Here is a 15,168-nt window from a genome sequence, read left to right on the forward strand (position 1 = left end):
TCACCGCTCCGGCACGTCGTCGACGCGCAGGTGGGCCCGGTTCGTGGCCCGCCAGTCGGCGAGCGCCGCCGCCCACTGCAGCGCCGCCAGCGGTACGTCGTCGGGCAGGGTCCGCCCACCTCGGCGCAGCCGCCGGATCATCGCCGCGGACAGCAGGCCGAGCACCACCTCGTCCGCCAGCACCGCCTCGACCATCGGCGCGATCGCACTGCGCCGGGTCTGGCTCCGCGGCCGCTCGGGCGTCTTCGGCAGTCCGTCGTTGGTCGACGGCATCGGACCCACCCGGGGGTGCAGCGCGGCGAGCAGGCCCCGGTAGAAGGTGTGGTCCGTCTTCGCCGCGACCGGTACGGCGAGGGCGGTGCGCAGCACGGCCGGGTCCATGAACGGCAGCAGCACCGCCGCCTCCGGTGCGAACAGGCGCATCGGTGAGGGGGCGATCACCCGCGACGTCCGCACGGCGAGCGCGCGCAGGACGTACTCCGAGGGGTGGCCCGACCACCGGTCGCCGGTGGCCGTCATCTGCTCGCGCGCTGCGTCGGCCCACCGCTGCGCGAGCGCGGGAGCCAGCGGTCGGCGCGCCGTGATCCGCCCGCCGCCCAGCGCGTGGAGCTGCAGGTCCAGCCGCTCGTCGCGCGACGGCGCCGCGAGCAGCGCGGCGTCGGTGAACAGGTTGCGCAGCAGCACGTCGCCGCCCAGGCCGTCGACCACGGGACCGGAGAGGTGACGCACCCGGCTCGCGAGCGGGCCGAGCCAGGTGTGCATCCAGGTGAGGTGCTCGACCCGCGCCAGCAGGTTCGGGCGGTGCCGCCCCCAGGAGTGGCCGCCCGACGGCACGACCCGGTGCTCGAGGCGCAGTGCCTGCGCCACTGCTCGCGCGATCTCGACGTCGTGGCCCACGCCGGTGTCCGGGTCGACGGTCCAGGCGGTCGGCCGCCGGGTCCGGTTGCGGACCATGGCGAGCGCGATCAGCCGGGAGTCCCAGCCGCCGCTCAGGGTCACGTGGTGCGGGGTACGGGTGAGCGGGCCCGGGACGGCGCGCCGGAAGGCCGCCGCCACCTCGCCGATCCCCGCGGCGGGAGCCTCGTCGCCGAGCCACGCCGGGGATTCGTGGTGGTGGGCGATCCCGGTGGCGTCGGCGGTGATCGAGCCGCCGTACGGGAGGCGGTGGACCTGCCGGAACGGCGTGGCCGTCCCGATGAACCCGCCGAAGGCCAGGCTCGTGCCCCAGCCGTCCCAGTCCGTGTCGAGGCCGGGTGCCAGGTCGCGCAGCGGGGCGATGCGGGTCGCGAAGTACGTCGTACCGCCGATCGAGCGGTGGAAGACGTCGTGCAGGCCCGACAGGTCGGTGTGCAGGCGGGCGCCGTCCGCGGAGGCCCAGAGCCCGGCCAGCCCGAGCTCGTGGGCGGCGTCGCGCCAGTCGGCCGGGCGGCGGCGGTCGATCACGTAGCGGCCCCAGGTCCAGGCGCTCGCGGACCGGTCGAGCAGGGGAGCGGTGGACGCGGCGACCGCGTGGTGGGGCCCGGACGCCTCGGCGGTCAGCTCGACGGGTGCGGCGGCGCGCAGGCGCGCCCACAGTGCGGTGTCGCCGGGGCCGACGTACCCGCAGACGAACGGGGTCGCCCGGAACACCTCGTTCGTGTCGGGGGGAGCCACCGGCGGACTGTAGCCAGACCGCGGGGGCCCCGTCTCACAAACCGCGAACCACGGCGACCTCGCACAACCGTGCGAGATCGCTGCGCACCCGTGGGTCCAGTCCGGGGACGGCGTCCGCGACCAGCAGGTGCACGCCGCAGCGGACCGTCTGGCCCGGGTGCGGGAGGCCGAGATCGGGGGCCATCGCCACCGCGCTCTCGCAGAGGTCGACGACCCGGTCCCGCTCGATCGCGGACAGGCACGTGCCCGCGAGCGCCTCGAAGAGGCGGACGTCGAGGGTGTGCAGGGCCGACATGACCGATCAACGACCGGCCGTGGCCGGCTGTTACGCCTCCCCTCGCACTGGGTTCAGGACTGGTCGTGCTCCAGCAGGTGGAGGACGGGTACGCCGAGCTTGCGGCGGGCCCGCGAGGTCCAGTCGACGTGGAAGAACTCGGCCACCAGGTGCGGTCGCGTCAGGATGATCGCCTCCCGGCCGTCGACGTCCTTGACCTTGCGGGTCAGCGCGTCCACCGGCGGGTCGGTGACGATGGTGCGGCTCCCGATGTGGGCGCCGGCTGCGGCCAGGACCTCCACCGTGGAGGACAGGTCGCGCTCGGCCTGCTCGCGGTACTCCTCGCGCAGGTGGTCGATCTCGTCGGGCGAGGGCGTCATCGGCGGCGCGATCAGGTCAGCCCCGCCGATCACCCCGAGCGAGGCCTCCACGGCTGCGGCGGCGTCGGCCATCGGCAGCAGCAGGTGGTAGACCACCTCGATGGTCGGGTCGTCGTCGAGCTCGAGGTGCAGCGCCCGGACCTGGGCGGCGTCGGCGGCCGTGAGGGCCTGCTCGACGAGCAGGACGACGTCGTAGGGCTCTTCCCGGGGAGCGGGCTCGGTGCTCATGGCTCCATCCTGCCCCTCCGGTGGGCGGCGGTCCACGACCGACCCGCGTCAGCCGCCGAGGACGTCCGCCAGGTCGTACTTCACCGGCTGCTCGAGCTGGTCGTAGCCGCACGACTCCGGGTCGCGGTCCTCGCGCCAGCGCTTGAAGTGCGCGGTGTGCCGGAAGCGCGAGCCCTCCATGGCGTCGTACTTGACCTCGATGACGCGCTCGGGACGCAGCGGCGTGAACGACAGGTCCTTGCCCTGGCTCCACCGGCTCTGCGTGCCCGGCTGGCGGCCGGGGTTGGCGACGAGGAACTCCTGCCAGCGCCCCCACGGGTGCTCCTCGATCGGGACGACGAGCGGCTGCAGCTCGTGCCACAGCTCCGCGCGCCGCGCGGCCGTGAAGCTCGCGCTGACGCCGATGTGCTGCAGCTCGCCGTCCGCGTACAGGCCCAGCAGCAGGCTGCCGATCAGCGGGTTCCCGGGCGTGCTGGTCTTGTGCTCGCGGTAGCCCGCCAGCACCACGTCGGCCGTCCGCTCGTGCTTGATCTTCAGCATGGTGCGGGCGTTCTCGGCGTACGGCGCGCTCAGCGGCTTGGCGACGACGCCGTCGAGACCCGCCCCCTCGAACTGGTGGAACCACTCCTCGGCGACCGCGGGATCGGTGCTGGTCCGTGTCAGGTGGCAGCGGCCCGTGTCGGCGCCGAGGTGGGCGAGCGCCTCCTCGAGGGCCGCGCGCCGCTCGGCGAAGGGCCGGTCGACGTACGACTCGTCGCCGAGCGCCAGCAGGTCGAAGGCCACGAAGTCCGCCGGCGTCTGCTCCGACAGCAGCGTGATCCGCGAGACCGCCGGGTGGATCCGCTCCTGGAGGACCTCGAACTGCAGCCGCCCCTTGCCGTCGTCGCCGTCGAGGGCCACGAAGATCTCGCCGTCGAGGACGCACCGCTCCGGCAGCTCCGCCCGCGCGGCCTCGACCAGCTCGGGGAAGTAGCGCGTCAGCGGCTTGGTGTTGCGGCTCGCCAGCTCCACCTCGTCGCCGTCCTTGAACAGGATGCAGCGGAAGCCGTCCCACTTGGGCTCGAAGCTGAGCCCCAGCGGGTCGTGCTTCGCCGGATCCGGTACGCCGGACACGGCCTTCGCGAGCATCGGCCGGACGGGCGGCATCACGGGGAGGTCCACGCACCTGAGACTAGTCAGGACGCCGACACTCATCGCTCGACCGCGTCGTCCGGCCGGCGCCGGTCAGGGCTTGGTGAGGCTCACGTAGGTGCTGCCGGTGCACGACGCCGGGGAGGCGCCGTACTGGAAGCAGCCGCGGACCTCGAGCAGCACGGGACCGGTCAGCTTGCCGGTTCCGTAGGTCTCCTGGGTCGCGTTCCACGTCAGCACACCGGTCGTGGAGCGGCCGGTGCCGAGGACGGCGCCGGTCCAGGCGGTGCCGTCGCTGGTGGTGAGCTTCGCGGCCGTACGCCAGGGCGTGGTGCCGGCGACGCGCCACTCCAGGGTGGCGCCGGTCGCTCCGGCCGGGCCGGAGAACTCGACGGGGAAGGACGTCGACGAGGCGGTCCAGATCGTGGGCTTCGCGAGGGCCGGCGCGCCGGTGCCGTACGAGAACGTGACCGGCTCACCGACGTTGCCGGCGCGGTCGACCGGGGTGACCTTCAGGACGTGCCACCCCGGGGCGGGCGTGTAGGTCTGGACCTTGTCGCCGGAGGTGTTGGCGCCGACGGAGTTGGTCACGCCGTCGTAGTCGAGGTGGAAGGCACCGGTGTCGGCCGAGCCGTCCATGGTGATCGTGTCGGAGGCCGGCACCGTGGGCGTCCATGCGCCGTCGGTGAACTGGGCCGACGTGAGGGTGACGGTGGGAACGACGGTGTCGACGGTGATGCTCTTGCTCGCCGCGAAGGCCGAGCGGATGCCGATGTCGTCCACGCCCCAGACGTTGACGGTGTAGGCGCCCTCGTCGAGCGTGCCGGCGGGGACGTCGACGGTCGCGGCCTCGCCCGAGGCGACGGCGGCGCTGGAGCCGGACCACACGAGCGTGGTGCCCTTCAGGACCTCGAAGTGGCCCTTGACCTCTCCGCCGTCGGGGTCGCTCACGACGGCCGACAGCGTGGGGGTCCTCGACGTGACGAAGTTGCCGTACTCGTTGGGCGTCACGGCGAGGCCGGTCGGGATCGCGGGCGGTGCGCTGATGGTGACGGTCAGCGTCGGCGCCTTGGCCGGGTCGCTGTTCTCCAGGGAGCGGTACAGGCGGTAGCTGCCGTTGGCGCCGGGCTTGACGGACGCGAGCTGGACGCCGTGGTTGGCGGCGCCGCCGGTCCAGGCCTTCACGATCGCGGTCGCGTCGAAGTCGACGACGCCCTCGGCGACGCAGCCGGTGAAGCCCCGGGCCTTGTCGTTCGTCGAGGCGCCCGCGGTGGCGACGGTCGGCTGGGTGCCCCAGGTCATGGTCGTGAGCGACCAGGCCTTGGTCACCTGCGACATCCGGATCGCGTTGCCGGAGCAGGAGCCGGCCGAGAAGTTCGACAGGCCCACCTTGGCGTCGACGACCCAGCTCGGCTGGACGTCGCCGAGGGCGGTCGTGTCGAAGCGCAGGTAGGACTTCGCCTGGTTGACGCCGGAGTTCTTCGTGCCGACGCGGAGCTCGGGCGAGGCCGGCTGGCTCTTCGGCGTCAGGCCGCTCTGCACCCATGTGTCACCGGTCGCAGTCAGGACGACGGTCCGGGCGCCGGAGCTCGCGGCGGGGTCCTCGACCGGCGCCGGCTCGGCCGACGAGCCGGACGCGAGGCCGAGCTGCAGGCCCCCGAGCGCGAGCGAACCGAACGCGGCGAGCACCATGCCGCGCTGCAGACGACCGGCGCGGCCGGACCCGGGAACGTCACGACGGACCATGACTTCTGCACCTGACTGTTGACGAGCCTCCTCCGCGGACGCCCACGCGTCCGGCTCGTGACCCGGACCCTAGGTCGTCACCCGGGACGATGTCCCGGTTTTGGTGACACCGCGCGAGATTTGCCAAAAAGTGCCAGACATCCTGGAAAGACGGCATGCGGTGTTGATCGAACAGGAAGATTTCCTGTCTAATGGGATCCATGACGGATGTTCTTTCGCTGACTGACCACCTGACCGCCGGCGCCGACGCCGTGGTGGCCCATCCGGCCTGGCGGGCGCTGAAGGACGACGTCGAGCAGATCCGCGCCTGGCAGCTCGCCGACGGCTCCGTCGACCTCGCCGCCGAGGCGGTCCCGGACCGCGAGGTCGTGGCCGACGCGGTGGCCCGGGTGGTCGCGTCCGTCGAGGCACTCTCGCCGCTGCTGCCGCACGACGCGGCGTACCACCGGGCGCTCGTCGCGGACCTGCGCCGCTGGGCCGATGCCGGCTTCGGCGTCCCGGACTTCCTCGACTCGCTGCTCGCCTTCCAGCCGGCGGCCGAGCGCGTCGACGGTCGCCAGCACCTCGTCGTCTTCCCGATGTACACCCAGAACGGCAACCCGGACCGCAACCTCGAGGCCGTCGCCTTCCGGATGGTGTGGCCGGAGTGGCTCGCCGACCTCGAGGCCACCCGCTACGACAACCCGCTGTTCTGCGGCATCGCCTTCGAGGACTTCACCAGCGGCTACGACACCAACTCGGCGGTGCTCTTCCCCGAGACCGTCGCCGTGCGCGAGGCGCCCGAGCGGTTCAGCTGGGGCGGCATCTTCTGCGACCGCGAGGCGGCCCGCTTCCGCCGCGTCGGCACCGCCGCCGTCGACCTGCTCGGCGTCGAGCTGCCCGACGAGGTCCGCGGCCTGCTCGAGGACCAGCAGCGCAGCCAGGACGCGTTCGTGCTGTGGGACATGATCCACGACCGCGCGCACAGCCACGGCGACCTGCCGTTCGACCCGTTCATGATCAAGCAGCGCCAGCCGTTCTGGATGTACGGCCTGGAGGAGCTGCGGTGCGACCTGACGGCCTTCAAGGCGGCCGTCGAGCTCGAGGCCGAGGGCAACGCGGTCGCGGCCGACGCGCAGCACGCGATCCTGCTCGACCGGATGTTCCGCTTCCCGGTCACGGGCGAGCGCGCGCGCAACTACGACGGCCTCGGCGGCCAGCTGCTGTTCGCCTACCTCCACCAGCACGACGCGATCCGCTGGACCGACAACAAGCTCCGCATCGACTGGGACCTCGCGCCCCAGGTGACCAACGCGCTGTGCGGCGAGATCGAGCAGCTCTACCGCGACGGCATCGACCGGCCCAAGATCGTGCACTGGCAGGCCGCCTACGCACTGGTCAGCCGCTACCTCGCCCCGCACCCCGCCTCGAAGTGGGCCCGCGGCGCCGAGGCGCTCGACTTCTCCCGGCAGCCGCGCGAGCTCGTCGACGACGTGCTGCCCGACGAGTTCCCGCTCAGCATGTTCTTCGAGGCGCTGGCCAAGAAGCTGAAGACCGTGATCGCGGAGACCCGCGGCATCACCGCCGCCGCATGACGCGCGTCATCGCCGTCGCCGGAGCGGGCGGTCCCGCCGGGCGGGCCGTCGTACGACGGCTGGCCGAGGCGGGCGCCGTCGTCGCAGCCGCCGATGCCGACCAGGCGCGTCTCGACGAGGCGGTCGCCCGAGTGGGGGACGGCCGTCTCGTCGAGGGGCAGGTCGTCGACCTGCTCGACGCCGACGCGACCCGCGCGTGGATCGACGGCGTCGTCGCGCGGCACGGTCGCCTCGACGGGCTCGTGCACCTCGTCGGCGGCTGGCGCGGGGGCAAGGGCCTGACCACGGAGGCGCTCGACCACTGGGCCGTTCTCGAGCCGCTCCTCGTCCGCACGCTCCAGCACACCTCGCTGGCCTCGCAGCAGGCCCTCGTGGCAGCGGATGGCCGGTTCGTGGTGGTCAGCGCCTCCGGTGCCGGCGCACCGACGGCCGGCAATGCGTCGTACGCCGCCGCGAAGGCCGCCGCCGAGGCGTGGACCCTCGCGCTCGCCCACGCCTTCGGCCGGTCCGGCGGGGACGCCGCCGCTACGATCCTGGTGGTCAAGGCCCTGCTCGACGACGCGATGCGCGCTGCCCGCCCGGGCGCCGCCTTCGACGGCTTCACCCACGTCGACGACCTGGCCGAGACGATCGCCGGTCTGTGGGACCGGCCGAGCGGCGAGCTGAACGGAGAACGACTGTGGCTGACGCCGCGAACCTGACCACCTTCCCGACCGCGGCGCGGCTGCGCCACGACCCGGAGACCCGCCAGTTCGCCAGCGACAACTACGCCGGCGTGCACCCCGAGGTGCTGGCCGCGGTCGCCCTGGCCAACGGCGGCCACCAGGTGTCGTACGGCGAGGACGCCTACACCGAGCACCTCCAGGTGATCATGGCCGGCCTGTTCGGCGACGGTGTCGAGGCCTACCCGGTGTTCAACGGCACCGGCGCCAACGTCGTGGGCCTCCAGGCGCTCACCGACCGCTGGGGCGCGGTGATCTGCGCCGAGACCGCCCACATCAACGTCGACGAGGGCGGCGCACCCGAGCGGATGGGTGGCCTCAAGCTGCACACCGTCGCGACGCCCGACGGCAAGCTCACCCCCGAGCTCGTCGACCGCCACGCGTGGGGCTTCGACGACGAGCACCGGGCGATGCCCCAGGTCGTCTCGATCACCCAGTCCACCGAGCTCGGCACCCTCTACACGCCCGGCGAGGTGCGCGCGCTCGCCGAGCACGTCCACGGACTCGGCATGCGCCTGCACCTGGACGGCGCCCGGCTGGCGAACGCGGCCGCCGCGCTCGACGTACCGGTCCGGGAGTTCACCTCCGACGCTGGCGTCGACGTGCTCTCCTTCGGTGCCACCAAGAACGGCGCGCTCGCCGGCGAGGCCGTCGTCATCCTGGACCCCGACGGGGTCAGCCACCTCAAGCACCTGCGCAAGATGTCGATGCAGCTGGCCAGCAAGATGCGCTTCGTCTCGGTGCAGTTCGAGGCGCTGCTCGCCGACGGCCTGTGGCTGCGCCTCGCCGGCCACGCCAACGCGATGGCGCAACGCCTCGCCGCCGGCGTCCGCGAGATCGACGGCGTCGAGCTGCTGTACCCCACCCAGGCCAACGGCGTCTTCGCGCGGCTGCCCCACGACGTCAGCCGCCGGCTGATGGAGCGGCACCGGTTCTACTTCTGGGACGAGGCCGCCGGCGACGTGCGCTGGATGTGCTCCTTCGACACCACCGAGGACGACGTCGACGCCTTCCTCGGTGCCTTGCGCGAGGAGATGGGGCGGGCCTGAACGGGCAGGCTGGAGCCGGTGACAGGATTTGAACCCGCGACATCCTCTTTACAAGAGAGGCGCTCTACCAACTGAGCTACACCGGCGTGCGCCTCGGTGAAGGAAACGCGCGACCATCCTAGTCAGCGCAGCTGCCGCACCTCGAACCGCTCCGCCGGTACGGCGATCGCCTCCTGCGCTCCCACGAGCTGCAGCTCCCGCGTCCCCGCGGCGAGGGTCTCCTCGAGCACCCCGAACACCGAGGCGGTCGTCCGTCCGAGCGCGACCGCGGGCGAGCCCGACTCGAGCAGGTGGGCCAGGTAGAGGGCGGCGGTCAGGTCGCCGCCGCCGTTCGGGGCGATGGGGAGCAGGGGAGTGGTGACGGCCCAGGCGCCGGCGTCGGAGACGGCGAGGACGTCGAGGGTGTCGGTGTCGTCGTACCGGACCGAGGTGACGAGCACGTCGCGCGGGCCGCGGGCGCGCACGGCGTCGACGGCCGCGAGGACCTCGCCGGGGGTGCGCGCCTCGCGGCCGGCGAGGAACTCGAGCTCGAAGTGGTTGGGCGTCAGCACGTCGGCGTGCGGCAGCACCTCGTCGCGCAGGAGCTCGGGGATGCCCGGGCGGACGAACACGCCGCGGCCGACGTCGCCGATGACCGGGTCGCAGCAGTAGACGGCGGAGGGGTTGGCCGCCTTCACGCGCGCGACCGCGTCGAGGATGACCGCGCCCATGGCCGGGTCGCCCTGGTAGCCGGAGAGCACCGCGTCGCAGGTCGGCAGGACGCCGCGCTCCTCGATGCCCTCGATGACCGAGGCCACGTCGGCGGGGGCGAGCAGGGGGCCGCGCCAGGCGCCGTACCCGGTGTGGTTGGAGAAGTGGACGGTGAAGACGGGCCACACCTCGTGCCCGAGGCGTTGCAGCGGGAAGACCGCGGCGGAGTTGCCGACGTGGCCGTAGGCGACCGAGGACTGGATGGACAGGATCCGCACCCGGCCATCATCGCGCGCCCCCGCCGCGGATCGGGAAAGTGAAACACTTTCGTGAAGAAACTAGAACGCGTTACAGTGGCACCGCCGGGCCCCCTATGACCCCGGTCACCCCGAGCGAAGGATGGGAAGCGCCGATGGCGAAGCGTGTGGCAAGCAAGGATCTGCGCAGCAACGAGGCCGACTACGTGGTGGTGGGCTCCGGCAGCTCGGGGGCGATCGTCGCCGGTCGCCTCGCCCAGTCCGGCGCGAGCGTGATCCTGCTCGAGGCGGGCAAGTCCGACGACAAGGGCCTGCACGGCTACATGTCCAAGGTGCCCGGCATGATCGGCCCGATGCACTCCGAGCCCAAGCTCGAGCGGCTCTTCGACTGGGGCTACCGCTCGGTGCCGCAGGAGGGTCTCGACGGTCGCCGGATGCCGGCCCCGCGCGGCAAGGTCGGTGGCGGCTCGTCGTCGGTCAACGGCATGGTCTACGTGCGCGGCAACCGGGCCAACTACGACTCGTGGGCCGCCGAGGGCAACGTGGGCTGGGACGCCGACAGCGTCAACGCGGCCTTCAAGCGCTACGAGGACTTCGAGGACGGCGAGAACGAGTTCCGCGGCGCGGGCGGGCCGATCAAGATCACCCGCAACAAGACGCCGCAGGAGGCCACCCTCCAGTTCATCCAGGCCACGTCCGACACCCTCGGCGTGAAGGTCAACGACGACTACAACGGGGCCGACCAGGAGGGCATCTCCCGGATGCAGCAGAACGCTGCCGACGGCCTGCGCTACTCCTCGACCCGTGGCTACGTGCACCACCTCAACCCGCGCACCCTGGAGTTCCAGACCGAGGTCCACGTCGAGAAGGTCGTCATCAAGGACGGCCGCGCGACCGGCGTCGAGGTGCTGGACGAGGGCAGGAAGGGCGGCACCCGCCGGTTCATCAAGGCGGGCAAGGAGGTCATCCTCTCGGCCGGCTTCATCAACACCCCGCAGCTGCTGATGCTCTCCGGCATCGGCCCCGCCGACCACCTCTCCTCGCTCGGCCTCACCGTCGTCCAGGACCTCCCGGTCGGCGACAACCTCCACGACCACCTGTTCCACCCGATGTCCTTCCACGTGCCGTCGGTGACGTACCGCGGCAACCCGTGGACCTTCGCCAAGGGCACGGCGCGCAACGTCGTGGGCCGCAAGTCCTTCCTCGACAACTCGGTGTTCGAGTCGGTCGGCTTCATCCGCTCCGGGCTGGCCACCGACATCCCGGACATCCAGCTGCACGCGCTGCCGTGGACCTACCCGAGCCCCAACCAGGACGAGCCGATCCGGCACATGCCCGACCCGCGTCCCGGCCTGACGGTGTTCTCGACGCTGATCTACCCCAAGAGCCGCGGCACGATCCGGCTCGCGTCGGCCGACCCGCACGCCGCGCCGCTCATCGACTACGGCTTCTTCCGCCACCAGGACGACGTCGAGGTGCTCGCGCAGGGCACCGAGATGATCCGCGAGATCATGGCGTCGGCCGCCTTCGGCAGCGGCGTCAAGGCCGAGATCCACCCCGGCCCGTCGATCCCGAACGGCAAGGAGCTGCGGGTCGCGCTCAAGCAGCGCTCGACGTCGGTCTACCACGGCGTCGGCACCTGCCGGATGGGCGTCGACGAGCGCGCCGTCGTCGGCCCGGACCTGAAGGTCCGCGGCGTCGAGGGCCTCCGCGTCGCCGACGCGTCGATCATGCCGAGCATCACCGGCGGCAACACCAACGCCCCCTGCTACATGATCGGCGAGAAGGCTGCCGAGATCATCCTGGGCGGAGCGAACTGGTGACCGGCACGACGACGACGCCGCTGCAGCGGCCGGCCTCCGTCACCGACGAGCTGCTCGAGCGGCTCGTCGCCCGGGTCCCCGGGCGCACCGGGGCGACCTGGAAGCTCACCGAGGTCTACACCGGCGAGGTGCTCGTCGAGCTCCCGCAGTCGACCGAGCAGGACATCGAGCAGGCCTTCGCCGACGCCCGCGCCGCCCAGGACCTCTGGGCGCAGTGGCCGGTCGAGAAGCGGCTCGAGGTCTTCGAGCGTGCGCACACGCTGCTGATCGACAACGCCCACACGACCGCTGACCTGATCCAGGTCGAGAGCGGCAAGAACCGGCGGATGGCGATCGAGGAGACCTGCGACCCGCCGATGGTGATGTCGTACTACCTCAAGCGCGCGAAGAAGCTGCTCGCGCCGGCCAAGCACGGCGGCCCGGTGCCCTTCCTGTCGAGCTCGACCGAGGTCCGCGTGCCCAAGGGTGTCGTCGGCATCATCGCGCCGTGGAACTTTCCGTTCGCGACGGGACTCTCCGACGCCATCCCGGCGCTGATCGCGGGCAACGCGGTCGTGGTCAAGCCGGACAACAAGACCGCGCTGTCGCCGCTCTTCGGCATCTCGCTGCTCGAGGAGGCTGGCCTGCCCAAGGGGCTTTTCCAGGTCGTGTGCGGCGAGGGCCCCGACATCGGCCCGACGCTGATCGACAACGCCGACTACGTCATGTTCACCGGCTCCACCGCGACCGGCCGCGTGATCGGCGAGCGCGCCGGCCGCAACCTGATCGGCTGCTGCCTCGAGCTCGGCGGCAAGAACCCGATGATCGTGCTCGACGACGTCAACGTCGAGGAGTGGGTCGAGGGCACCACCTTCGGTGTCTTCGGGAACACCGGCCAGATCTGCATGCACATCGAGCGGATCTACCTCCCCGAGAGCCGGTACGACGAGCTGAAGTCCGCATTCGTGGAGCGCGCCGCGAACCTGGTCATCGGGGCGGCGTACGACTTCGGGCCGGAGATCGGCTCGCTGGTCAGCCCCGAGCACCGCGACCGCGTCGCCTCGCACGTCGAGGACGCCGTCGCCAAGGGGGCCACGGTGCTCACCGGCGGTCGCGCGCGCCCCGACATCGGCCCGGCGTTCTTCGAGCCGACCGTGCTCGAGGGCGTCACCAAGGACATGCTGGCCGGCGCGACGGAGACCTTCGGCCCGGTCGTCGGGCTGTACCCCTACCGCACCGTCGACGAGGCGATCCACCTCGCCAACGACACCGACTACGGCCTCAACGCCTCGGTCTGGAGTGGCGACATCTCCCGTGCCGAGGCCGTGGCCGCGCGGATCGAGTCGGGCAACGTCAACATCAACGACGCGCTCGCGACGGCGTACGCCTCGAAAGCCTCGCCGTCGGGCGGCGTGAAGAACTCCGGCGTCGGCGCCCGCCACGGCGACCAGGGCCTGCTGAAGTACACCGACGCCAAGAACGTCGCGGTGCTGAAGAAGCAGGTCATGGGCCCGCGCCCCGGCCAGGGCTACGACGCCTACGTCAAGCAGATGCTGAGCTCGCTCAAGCTGATGCGCAGGCTGCGCGTGCGCTGAGCGAGCGCCCCGGGCGGACGGCCGGCGGCAGCGTGTGCGCCGGCCGTCCCGACCCGATCAGGCTTCGATGGCCTCGGTCTTCTCGGCGGCGCCGCCGATCTCGATCTTGCGCGGCTTGGCCCGCTCGGCGACGGGGATGGCGAGCCGCAGCACGCCGTTGTCGTAGCGCGCGTCGATGCGGTCCAGGTCGAGGTTGTCCCCGAGGACCAGCTGGCGCGAGAACTGCCCGTGCGTCCGCTCGGACGCCAGGCGCTGCCAGTCGCCGTTGCCGGGGACGCGCTCGGCCCTGATGGTCAGCACGTTGCGCTCGACGTCGATGTCGATGCTCTCGCGGCTCACGCCGGGGAGGTCGAACTCGAGGACGAACTCGTCGCCCTGGCGCCAGGCGTCCATCGCCATCGCGGCGGGGCGGTTCGTCGTCCCCGAGCCGGCGCCCAGGAGCTGGCCGGCCAGCCGGTCGAAGTCGCGGAACGGGTCGGTGGTGCGCAGCAACATGACATGTCTCCCTTCGGATGGTGCCGGGTCGTCTGCCCGGCTCTGGACCTGCAATGAATGTTATAGATAATCTGGACCTGTGAATCAAGCCCGGCGAGACCACCGACGCGGCGTCTTCGCGATCTCGGTCGCTGCGGACATGACGTCGCTCCAGATCCAGAACATCCGCGTCTACGAGCGCCGCGGACTCCTCGAGCCCGCGCGCAGCGAAGGCGGCACGCGGCTCTACAGCCCGGCGGACATCGAGACCCTGCACCGGATCCGCGACCTGCTGGCCGACGGGCTCAACCTCGCCGGCATCGCGCGGGTCCTCGAGCTGGAGCTGGAGGTCGCGCGGCTGCAGGCACAGGTGGCGCGACTGCGGGGCTGACGCCGGGGTCTGGACCGCCGCCGAGTGGGCACTGGTCGACCGGGAGGGTGGAAGGAGTCACCCGATGATCGACAACCTGCTGACCGTGCTGGGCGTGCTCGCCCTGGTCCTGGTCGTGCCCTCGGCGGCCTTCGTCGCCGCCGTCGCGCGGATGGGCCGGCGCCGTACGGCGGACTTCACGGCCGCGCGCCGCAGGCCGCACGTCATGCTCTGACGGGCTGCGTCGAGCCCGTCAGGCGACCTGCAGCGAGCGCTTCGACAGTCCCATCCAGAACCCGTCGACGACCTGCTCGCCCGGAGCGGTCGGGTCGCTGGCCGCGCCGAGGGTGACGAACAGTGGGCTGTAGTGCTCGACCGTCGGGTGGGCGTACGGCATGCCGGGCGCCTTGTCGCGGAAGGACGCCAGCTCGTCGACGTCCCCGCGGGCCATCGCCTCGCCGGCCCACGCGTCGAAGTCCTTCGACCAGCCGGGGGCGTCGGCGTCGATCTGCCACGACGTCAGGAACGGCAGGCCGTGGGTCAGGAAGCCGGAGCCGATGATCAGCACGCCCTCGTCGCGCAGCGGGCGCAGGCGGCGGCCGATCTCCATCAGCCGGCCCGGGTCGTGGGTCGGCAGCGACATCTGCAGGACCGGGATGTCCGCGTCGGGATACATGATCTTCAGTGGCACCCAGGCGCCGTGGTCGAGGCCGCGGGAGGTGTGCTGGTGCACCGGCTCGGTGCGCGGCATGATCGCGGCGACCTGGGCTGCGAAGGCCGAGGCGTCGGGCGTCTCGTAGGTCATCTGGTAGTACCGCGGCGCGAACCCGCCGAAGTCGTAGACCAGCGGCGCGGTGCTCGCCGAGAGCGACAGGGGAGCGGACTCCCAGTGCGCGCTGACGATCAGGATCGCCTTCGGTCGCGGCAGGTCCTGCGCCCACGAGGCGAGCTGGCTCGACCAGAGCGGGTCGTCGAGGAGCGGCGGCGCGCCGTGTCCGATGTAGAGGGCCGGCATCCGGTCGAGCGTGTCAGTCATGGTCACCTCAATAGTTGAAGCCTCAACTATATTCCCCGTGGTGTCGGTTGGGAAGGCCTGGTTCGGCGGCTTTCGCTGTTCCCACCCGTCACAAGTTTCACCGGCTGGCCGGTGAAACTGGCGAGCCTGGACGACAAAACTCACGCTTGGACGACGAAGTTTCGGCTCTTCTGCTGCATGTGTGGGT

Annotated in this window: 15 protein-coding genes and 1 tRNA gene; 7 read left to right on the forward strand and 9 right to left on the reverse strand. The window is 71.8% G+C overall.

Translation table 11 applies throughout. The features are described from left to right. The 5 genes from ASE20_RS25875 to ASE20_RS20995 all read right to left on the reverse strand — a co-directional run bounded on the left by ASE20_RS25875 (position 1) and on the right by ASE20_RS20995 (position 5,412). Complete coding sequence (locus tag ASE20_RS25875; protein ID WP_056896524.1) at positions 1 to 1,653, reverse strand: asparagine synthase-related protein; 1,653 nt, start codon at positions 1,651 to 1,653, stop codon at positions 1 to 3. 34 nt (positions 1,654 to 1,687) lie between these two features. After that, entirely contained in the window at positions 1,688 to 1,948 is a 261-nt protein-coding gene (locus ASE20_RS20980) for a hypothetical protein (protein WP_056896525.1), read from the reverse strand. A gap of 53 nt (positions 1,949 to 2,001) precedes the next feature. Continuing rightward, positions 2,002 to 2,535 (reverse strand): hypothetical protein, encoded by a 534-nt coding sequence (locus tag ASE20_RS20985; protein ID WP_056896526.1) that lies wholly within the window; start codon positions 2,533 to 2,535, stop codon positions 2,002 to 2,004. 48 nt (positions 2,536 to 2,583) lie between these two features. Beyond that, entirely contained in the window at positions 2,584 to 3,696 is a 1,113-nt protein-coding gene (locus ASE20_RS20990; protein ID WP_056896527.1) for an ATP-dependent DNA ligase, read from the reverse strand. Between the two features lie 63 nt (positions 3,697 to 3,759). After that, positions 3,760 to 5,412 (reverse strand): DNRLRE domain-containing protein, encoded by a 1,653-nt coding sequence (locus ASE20_RS20995; protein WP_056896528.1) that lies wholly within the window; start codon positions 5,410 to 5,412, stop codon positions 3,760 to 3,762. A gap of 200 nt (positions 5,413 to 5,612) precedes the next feature. On the opposite strand from ASE20_RS20995, the gene ASE20_RS21000 reads away from it, so the two are divergent. The 3 genes from ASE20_RS21000 to ASE20_RS21010 are packed head-to-tail and all read left to right on the forward strand — an operon-like array spanning position 5,613 to position 8,757. Then, complete coding sequence (locus ASE20_RS21000) at positions 5,613 to 6,986, forward strand: DUF6421 family protein (protein WP_056896546.1); 1,374 nt, start codon at positions 5,613 to 5,615, stop codon at positions 6,984 to 6,986. Further along, positions 6,983 to 7,687, forward strand: a complete 705-nt coding sequence (locus ASE20_RS21005) for an SDR family NAD(P)-dependent oxidoreductase (protein WP_056896529.1) — start codon at positions 6,983 to 6,985, stop codon at positions 7,685 to 7,687. The genes ASE20_RS21000 and ASE20_RS21005 overlap by 4 nt, the downstream gene beginning before the upstream one ends. Next, on the forward strand, positions 7,666 to 8,757 hold the full coding sequence (locus ASE20_RS21010) for a threonine aldolase family protein (RefSeq protein ID WP_225869175.1): 1,092 nt from the start codon (positions 7,666 to 7,668) through the stop codon (positions 8,755 to 8,757). Before ASE20_RS21005 ends, ASE20_RS21010 begins: the two co-directional genes overlap by 22 nt. Before the next feature lie 10 nt (positions 8,758 to 8,767). On the opposite strand, the gene ASE20_RS21015 is transcribed toward ASE20_RS21010, so the two are convergent. Beyond that, a tRNA-Thr gene (locus ASE20_RS21015) sits at positions 8,768 to 8,843 on the reverse strand. Positions 8,844 to 8,879: 36 nt separating this feature from the next. Continuing rightward, on the reverse strand, positions 8,880 to 9,725 hold the full coding sequence (pdxY, locus tag ASE20_RS21020) for a pyridoxal kinase PdxY (protein ID WP_056896530.1): 846 nt from the start codon (positions 9,723 to 9,725) through the stop codon (positions 8,880 to 8,882). 134 nt (positions 9,726 to 9,859) lie between these two features. Between pdxY and ASE20_RS21025 the strand changes: the two genes are divergently transcribed. Next, positions 9,860 to 11,527 carry a GMC family oxidoreductase gene (locus ASE20_RS21025; RefSeq protein ID WP_157538597.1) on the forward strand — a complete coding sequence of 556 codons (1,668 nt, stop codon included), beginning with the start codon at positions 9,860 to 9,862 and terminating at the stop codon, positions 11,525 to 11,527. After that, on the forward strand, positions 11,524 to 13,101 hold the full coding sequence (locus ASE20_RS21030; protein ID WP_157538598.1) for a succinic semialdehyde dehydrogenase: 1,578 nt from the start codon (positions 11,524 to 11,526) through the stop codon (positions 13,099 to 13,101). Before ASE20_RS21025 ends, ASE20_RS21030 begins: the two co-directional genes overlap by 4 nt. 57 nt (positions 13,102 to 13,158) lie before the next feature. Here ASE20_RS21030 and ASE20_RS21035 read toward each other — a convergent pair whose 3' ends face one another. Then, on the reverse strand, positions 13,159 to 13,596 hold the full coding sequence (locus ASE20_RS21035) for an Hsp20/alpha crystallin family protein (protein ID WP_056896531.1): 438 nt from the start codon (positions 13,594 to 13,596) through the stop codon (positions 13,159 to 13,161). 79 nt (positions 13,597 to 13,675) lie between these two features. On the opposite strand from ASE20_RS21035, the gene ASE20_RS21040 reads away from it, so the two are divergent. Both ASE20_RS21040 and ASE20_RS24865 read left to right on the forward strand, forming a co-directional pair. Continuing rightward, the gene (locus tag ASE20_RS21040; protein ID WP_056896532.1) at positions 13,676 to 13,966 is read left to right on the forward strand and encodes a MerR family transcriptional regulator; all 291 of its coding nucleotides are present in this window, start codon (positions 13,676 to 13,678) and stop codon (positions 13,964 to 13,966) included. Between the two features lie 64 nt (positions 13,967 to 14,030). Then, positions 14,031 to 14,180, forward strand: coding sequence for a hypothetical protein (locus ASE20_RS24865; RefSeq protein WP_157538600.1), 150 nt, complete (start codon positions 14,031 to 14,033; stop codon positions 14,178 to 14,180). A gap of 18 nt (positions 14,181 to 14,198) precedes the next feature. On the opposite strand, the gene ASE20_RS21045 is transcribed toward ASE20_RS24865, so the two are convergent. Beyond that, positions 14,199 to 14,981, reverse strand: a complete 783-nt coding sequence (locus tag ASE20_RS21045) for a dioxygenase (RefSeq protein WP_056896533.1) — start codon at positions 14,979 to 14,981, stop codon at positions 14,199 to 14,201. Positions 14,982 to 15,168 lie beyond the last annotated feature (187 nt).

Source organism: Nocardioides sp. Root240, assembly GCF_001428825.1.
Taxonomy (GTDB): domain Bacteria; phylum Actinomycetota; class Actinomycetes; order Propionibacteriales; family Nocardioidaceae; genus Nocardioides.